This is a genomic window from Pacificibacter marinus (assembly GCF_018860665.1).
In the GTDB taxonomy this organism is placed as follows: domain Bacteria; phylum Pseudomonadota; class Alphaproteobacteria; order Rhodobacterales; family Rhodobacteraceae; genus Celeribacter; species Celeribacter marinus_A.
Map to the genome: position 1 here is coordinate 1 of NZ_JAHKPK010000032.1, position 7208 is coordinate 7208.

The 7208-nt window shown below is 53.1% G+C and carries 6 protein-coding genes and 1 pseudogene; 3 read left to right on the top strand and 4 right to left on the bottom strand.

Annotation, left to right across the window (positions count from 1 at the left end; all coding sequences use genetic code 11):
• Nucleotides 1-329: 329 nt before the first annotated feature.
• Complete coding sequence (locus KO497_RS10030) at nucleotides 330-1424, top strand: hypothetical protein (protein WP_215943838.1); 1095 nt, start codon at nucleotides 330-332, stop codon at nucleotides 1422-1424.
• 59 nt (nucleotides 1425-1483) lie between these two features.
• On the opposite strand, the gene KO497_RS10035 is transcribed toward KO497_RS10030, so the two are convergent.
• The 3 genes from KO497_RS10035 to KO497_RS10045 all read right to left on the bottom strand — a co-directional run bounded on the left by KO497_RS10035 (nucleotide 1484) and on the right by KO497_RS10045 (nucleotide 4896).
• Nucleotides 1484-2482: a taurine ABC transporter substrate-binding protein gene (locus KO497_RS10035; protein WP_215943839.1), complete on the bottom strand. Its 999-nt coding sequence runs from the start codon at nucleotides 2480-2482 to the stop codon at nucleotides 1484-1486.
• Between the two features lie 69 nt (nucleotides 2483-2551).
• Entirely contained in the window at nucleotides 2552-3631 is a 1080-nt protein-coding gene (locus KO497_RS10040) for a hybrid-cluster NAD(P)-dependent oxidoreductase (protein ID WP_215943840.1), read from the bottom strand.
• A gap of 35 nt (nucleotides 3632-3666) precedes the next feature.
• Complete coding sequence (locus tag KO497_RS10045; RefSeq protein WP_215943841.1) at nucleotides 3667-4896, bottom strand: aromatic ring-hydroxylating oxygenase subunit alpha; 1230 nt, start codon at nucleotides 4894-4896, stop codon at nucleotides 3667-3669.
• A 157-nt stretch (nucleotides 4897-5053) separates the two neighbouring features.
• On the opposite strand from KO497_RS10045, the gene KO497_RS10050 reads away from it, so the two are divergent.
• The gene (locus tag KO497_RS10050) at nucleotides 5054-5911 is read left to right on the top strand and encodes a LysR family transcriptional regulator (RefSeq protein WP_215943842.1); all 858 of its coding nucleotides are present in this window, start codon (nucleotides 5054-5056) and stop codon (nucleotides 5909-5911) included.
• A 728-nt stretch (nucleotides 5912-6639) separates the two neighbouring features.
• On the opposite strand, the gene KO497_RS10055 is transcribed toward KO497_RS10050, so the two are convergent.
• Nucleotides 6640-6927, bottom strand: a complete 288-nt coding sequence (locus KO497_RS10055) for an SH3 domain-containing protein (RefSeq protein WP_215943843.1) — start codon at nucleotides 6925-6927, stop codon at nucleotides 6640-6642.
• 139 nt (nucleotides 6928-7066) lie between these two features.
• On the opposite strand from KO497_RS10055, the pseudogene KO497_RS10060 reads away from it, so the two are divergent.
• A pseudogene (locus KO497_RS10060) lies at nucleotides 7067-7208 on the top strand (IS3 family transposase); the annotation flags it as partial.

Consider the following 7208-nt stretch of genomic DNA (forward strand, 5'->3'; position numbering starts at 1 on the left):
GTCCAATGCTTGGCTCCGAGAATACAATCATAACCGGCCTCATCACGCCCTAGATATGCGCCCCAGTTCCAGAAACCTTAGTAGAGAAATACAAAATTAGTGGTACTGAAATTGGGCGCTAGACAAGGTTAATAAAGCAGCGAACGGCGTTCGAACCCAGAGTGGCTATTGGAGGAAACGCTAAAAATGCAACCAAGCCACATTAAAATCGTTGATTTCCTCAAGGCTCAAGGCAAATATTATCGTCAGACACATGTATTTTGGGACAGAAGATGACGCCCGCCAAGACTTGGCGCGCTCTCATCAAAATAATTCGCGGATCACTTAGAATGAATATAAACCGTTTTTTGAATTTAACATCGATGACAAAGAAAACTTTTGTTGTTTTGAGTGCAACAATTTGTGCGACAGCTCTAGCGGGATGCGTAACGAGCAGCCCCACACCAACAGTGGTGAGTAGAAGCAATACAAGCAATGAAATCACGTTTAACTTTCCAGATCCTACATCGCTGCAACATCAGGCAGTGACTGATTTCACGACAACCCAGAGAAATAATTCCATTAGCAACCAACTTTTTGATCTTTGTGGTGATGGATTTCCTGAAGGTGCTTTTAGGGGGAGCTATTCGAGCAGAATTCGCAAAATGAAAGCGCATAAAAAGAAATTACCCCAAATAACAGAGTGCTGGGTAAACAATGCCGAAGACGTCACGGCGCACCGAGCCGCTGAAATTGCTTATTTTTCCGAACTGGGCAGCAGAATGAGCGATGACATGACCAAGTCCGAGGTAGAGCGCACGCGTTGGTGGGGCCTAAAGCAAATGAACTTGGCCAGCGAAGTAAGTATGTTTCAAAGGCAGTTTAGAAACGTTGCAACGGCTGGCCCGCAACTGGATGCGCAAATCAGAAAAGTTGGTGGTGAGCGCAGCGCCGAAATTAACAGCTGGGTTAATGCCGCCAATGGCGCACTAACCACATGGAATGCAAACAACAAAAACTGGGGCGGGAGCACATCAGACAGCTTTGTGCGCACAGCATCCATGATGCCGAATGTTACGCCAAGCATGCGTGTGGCTCTGGATAATATGGACCGAACTATGGTTGGAAACGAGGCATTCTTTAATGCTCTAAGTCGTGAGATTCAGGCACGCAATCAACCCATTCCGAATGCCACCGTTCGCAACACGAACACAGGTGCGTCAATCACACTCACCCAAACCATACACAAAGAACGTGAGCCCCAGACCCGGGAAAAATACGATTGGGAAATCAAACAAGATAAGATTAAAGAAGAGGTCGCTGCCGCCAGGGCACTTGCTGCCAAACGTGCCGCAGAAAAACCAAAATTAAATTGCTGGGGTAGACCGGCTGGCAATAGTGCGGACATGTATACTCCTGGTGACCATAGAGTATGCCCAGCTTGATCTCAAAAAGCGAAAAGGCCTTCGGTTTAATGCGACGGCCTTAGCTCTCAAAAGAGGCTTTACTGGGCCGCTACGGTTTTGAGCGGCTCCGTCACGATCAGCGGATCATAGTTGGGAAGGACTGTCTGCAGGCTGCCTATCTCGTGGAACAGATTGGCCACACCGTCGAGATAGGCGCCAAGCCCGCCACCCAACCACGTTTTGGACAGCTGTTCCTCTGCGGTCAGGAAATGGAAGTTGTCGATCACCGAGGCCGTGTCCTCAAGGTTCATGCCGGCATCCGCTGCGATGACTTCCAGCATCTCATCACGGTGGTTTCCGTCATTCCACATCTTGTTCATCTCCTCCGTCACCTCAAGGAACCCAGTCAGGAGGGCCTGCTGACCCCAAGCGAACTGGGCCGTGCTGGTGATCAGATCAGAAGACAAAACGCCGATTTCTTCCTTCTCCGCGCCAGTGAGCAGGACATTGCCGTGCTCCTTCATCCTCGTCAGAGCGCCGCCCCAGCCACAGACCACATCAAGGCTGCCCTGTTCAAACGCGGCGGCGGCTTCGGCGGGGGCCATATCAACGATGCTCATCGTGGTCGTATCCACGTCGAGATAAGCCATCTGTTGCAAGAACCCGTAATGCGCGCCCGACCCAACCGGCAGCGCCACGCTCAGCCCTTCAAGTTCAGACGCGCTTTCTTTGTCGATCTCCAGTTTGGATGCAACAACGCAGTTTTCATTCTCGGGATAAGAGGAGGAAATCCCCACGATTCGCAGCTCTTGTCCTGCCGATGCCGCGGCGATGAACGGCGGGACGCCTTGGCTATATGCGATTTGCACATCGCCCGACGCCATCGCGGCAGACATCGCGGTGCCGGTATCGAATGCCACCCATTTGACATCGACGCCCAATTTCTCGTCGTAAAGCCCTTTCACCTTCCCGTATTCAAACGGCAGCGGCCATTCGAGAAAATAACCAACCGTCAGGCCTTGCTGTTGTGCAAAACTGGCCGAGGCAAATGGTGCCATGCAGATGGCGAGAGCCGTTCGTGTAAGCGCGCGTTTCATTGCTGTCTCCTTGTTGGGTCTGATTTTATATGATTTTGAGTAGTGGTAGAAACTTTCAAAAAGGGGTGCTCAAAGTTGGATCGACACTTTGCCGAGGGGCTTTGAACAACAGGCGAGAATATATCCCGCCGCGATGTCTTGTTCGGAGATGCCGCCATTATGGGCCATATGCACATCGCCCGCGGTCTTTTTCACCTTGCAGGTTCCGCACAGACCGAAGGTGCATCCAGTCGGGATGCTGATCCCAGCCTCCTTCGCAGCCGCCAAAACCGTATCGCTTGGCGCGCACGGATGGCGACGATCGGCCACTTCAAAATGGACCTCTGTGGTGGTGTCGGTTTGGGTGGACGCGGTCGTTTCCGCCGCATTCCTCGCTGGCGCACCGAAGCTTTCTTCATGATAGCGGCTCATGTCATGCCCTAATGTTATCAGGGCATCTTCGACCGACCGCATGAACGACTCCGGACCGCAGCAATACACATCGCGGTCCAGATAATCGGGCGCGATTTGTTCCAGCATCGCGGGCGTCAGCCGACCTTGATGCCCGTTCCATGCCTCGTTGAGGGCCGCATCGGGGGCGGTGACGACGAAACTCACATCCAGCCCCGACCCTTTGTTTGCTAGCTTTTCGAGCGACTGGCGGAACACCAGCTCTGACGGTTTGCGCGCGCAATGCACGAAAGCAATATCCGGCGCGCACCCCTTATCCAGCAAAAATGTGGTCATCGACATCATCGGGGTGACGCCCGAACCGGCAGAGATAAAGAGAAACTTCGTGCTCTCGCTGCTGGCGTTGGTGAATGAGCCCAAAGGCCCGACCGCTTTCAGCCGCATTCCCAGTTTCAGATGATCGAGCATCCAGCGTGTGCCGATGCTCCCCTCCTGCGCCTTCGCCGTGATGTCGATGGAATATGGACGCGAAGGCGAGGACGAAATCGTATAGGTCCGATGGACCGTGCCGCTGGGTGCCGGAATCTCTAGCGTGATGAATTGACCCGGATCGAATTCAAACAGCGCACCGGACGGGGCACGGAATGAGAACGTGGCAGTGTTCGCAATCTCCGGCCGGACGGCCACGCATTCCAAAACCTCGGTATCGGTCCATGTGTTGCGAATGGCGGTTTCCGTGCGGTCGTTGACGTTTGCCATATGATCTCCCCCTGAAAAGCTGCGGATTTGACCCATTATTCTGCGGCGTGTTTGACGGGCGCCAAGCGCGGGGTGATCGTTTCGCAATACCAATCCACAAAGCCCCGGACGCTGGCCTCATGCAGGGGCGAATAGGGACCAGGCACATAGGCGGGCGAGTTCACGCCAATCTGGTTATCCTCAACCACGCGGCGATCCTCGGAATTCGTGTCCATCCACACTTTCGTCAGATGTTCGATGTCATAATCTACGCCCTCAACGGCATCCTTATCCACCAACCAGCATGTCACAAGCTCGGTCTCGGTCGGGCTGATCGGGGTGACGCGGAAGGTCATGCAATGATCGGGTAGGAAATAGGCCCAAGTGCTCGGATAGTGGAATTTGTTCAAAACGCCGGCGTCTTCTTTTTGGATGCCGCCCAACCGTTTACCATGCACACCGAAAGTGCCATCCATGGTGAAGCTTTTTGCGCCCTCAACTAAAGGCATCCGCGACAGCCGGAACTGTCCGTTTTCCGGGACGATGTAATTGGCAGGCAGTCCCACGGCCTCGCAGGCCGCGAAATGTTCCGCGATGAAGTCGGGTATCGAATTCATACCGAGGAAGGAGACGCGCGGGTCTTCGGGGAAGGTGCGGATCAGACTGGGGTGGTTTGCGCTGCAGTGGTAGCACTCGCGGTTGTTTTCCCAGACCAGTTTCCAGTTACCATTTTCAACAATCCGCGATTCGTATGCGACCTTGGCATTGCTTAGATCATGCGGCGCGAGATAGGGCGCGGCAATGTCGGAAAAGGTGTCGAAATCAGGCGTCTTATCCGCCAGACAGATGTAGATCAGGCCCGACAAATCGCGGCAATGCACGGTTTTGAGCCCGTGATCTTGCGGCACAAACTCCGGCCCCATATCGCGAGCCCAAAGCAGCGATCCATCAAGATCATAAGTCCATTGGTGATACGGGCATACCAGTTTTGGCACATTGCCTTTCTCGGCCTTGCAGATGATCGATCCGCGATGACGACAGGTATTGTGGAACGCGCGGATAACATTATCTGCGCCGCGCACCACGACGATCTGATATTCTCCTACCTTATAGGTCAGATAGCTTCCGGTGTTTGGCAGTTCGCACGTGGGGGCCACGAATAGCCATTCCTTGTAATAGATCTGCTCCATATCCTGCGCATAGATTTCGGCATTGGTGTAAAACGCCCGTTCCAAAGCATGGCCTGGCTTGCGGCGGGATAGTTGATCAACGGTGGAACGTGACATGGCTGGCTCCTTAGAGGTGGTAAGTTGGGGGTGGCCTTGTTTTTTGGGCGGAGGAACGAGGCGCTATCAAAAAGTTTAGTTGACAATTTTTGCTCAAACAATCGATTGTATTGCAATTAACAATCGACTATATCGATTGAATTGGGAGCGATTGCAAATGGACTTAAAGCTGGTCACGACATTTCTGGATATTTTCGAGAGCCGGAACTTCAACCGCACCGCCGATCGCCTCGATCTCACCCAGTCCAGCGTAAGCGGTCGTATCCGCGCGCTGGAGGCGGAAGTCGGAGCGCAACTGTTTGAGCGCGGCCGAGCGGGCGCGACGCCGACGCCCGCAGGGATCCGGTTTGAACCCCACGCGCGGCTCTTGCTCGCGACATGGGATCACGCCTGCCGCGATACAGGAGCCAGTTTGGATCGTGACCGGCTCCTGCGGTTGGCGGGGCAATTCAGTTTGATGCGGCATGTCTTGGTGGATTGGGTCGTCAAGATCCGCGCGCAAGATCCGCGCACGGCGGTTGACCTGCGGGCCGATTATTCGTTGCAGATCATGCGTGATCTCTCGATTGGGGCGATGGATATCGGGGTGCTGTATTCGCCGCAATACCTCCCCGATCTCGACATTCAACAGGTCGGCGAGGAACAATTCGTCATGGTCTCCACCGACAGCGATCGCATGAGCGGGGTCGCCAAAGAAACCTATGTGAATACCGATTACACATCGTTCTTTAGTCAACGACATCAGGCGCTCTTGCCCGATTTCTCGAATGCCCCGATTTCGGTTAGCTTTGAGGGGCTGGTGGTGGAGTTCTTTCGCCGCACAGGAGGTAGTGCCTATGTGCCCTTGCGCGCAGTTGAGGATACGAAACTTGTTATCGACGGGCTGCGGCTAGTGAAGGATGCGCCCCCGATCTTGCACCCGATTTTTACGGCGGTGCATAATCGAAGACGGCATCATCCCGATGTGATCAAAGCCCTCGCGGCGCTGCGTGAAACGTTACTCGCGTCAGGTTAGGTCTGATCTTTACCCTAGGGTGAAGATCAGGGAGATCACGCAAAGATGGTCATTCTGAGCAACCATCTGCGATGTTCGCAAGATCGGGACGACGCCCGCACGATCACGGGGCAACACGTCCGACGCGGCGCCCATGCGGGTCTTTTTTACGCTTTTTTATTCGGTGTGCAAGGTTATGGTTCGAGTGTGCATGGTTACGCCACACCTCTATTTCCGTATTTAAATTTTGTAATTAATTTCAACTACTTACAGATATATCGAGATAGCTCGAATTGTCAAGGTGTGCATGTTTATGCCCCACAGTAGTAGATGGGGCATAAGCATGCACACCGTTTCAAGAATTATTATGCTTATATCCCACGGAAATTACTAAACCTTTGATATATTATCAATATCATGAGGAATCTTAGAAGAATCCCGTTTTTGATGATTTCGTGTATTCACGAACACATATCGGCCTTAACCAATGCATCGGCTTGATAATCGAAGCAGTATTTGTCGTCGACGACAAATCGTTTCAGTTTCAGCAATCGCGGTTTATGATCCAAAGCCGCCAATTGGCGGTCAGGACCTTTTCATCGGGGAACGTAAAACTGGGCTTGGGGCGTATTTCAATTTTTATCGGCCTTTGGAAACGACACGGCCATCATTGGCAACAAACGCTCATACGTGCCACGCGGCGTGACAATTTGTTTGGTAAAACTCCTGTCAGCGTCAGTAGGTCCAAATCAACGCTTCGAGAGGTAATCGGCGGAGACATAACCCGTGATCTGCGGCGCAGCCGTGAGCGAAACGCGGCACCACAGCTGACCTATTTCGGTTACACAATCACGGCGATTGAGCAAGGTTCCGTCAGGCAGACCCAAGATGACGCTAAAGCCCAGCCCCGGACCTGCCCGCAACTTCAGCAATTCGTCCGGACCAGTGCCAACGACCGAAGCGCGGTCAGCGGAAAAATTGCTACAACCTGAGACGAGCATGAGAATTAGTATTACCGGAATAGTGCTGCGATGCATGATGTGACCTCATATTGTTCTCGTATAATAGGCTTGCATCAGACCAATGCCCAGTGTCTGACGTCAGCACCCGTGGGACAGATTTGAGGATTTGAATAACGGAGGATTTCTGGTTCATCTTATCGATTAGGAGATCGAGATGACGAAGAAGCCCCAGACATCAAAAGACGCCGCCGACAAGGTGGTTAAGAACATCCGCCGCAAGACGCGGCAAACCTATTCAGCTGAAGAGAAAATCCGCATCGTCTTGGCGGGCCTGCGTGGCGAGGAAAGCATCCCGG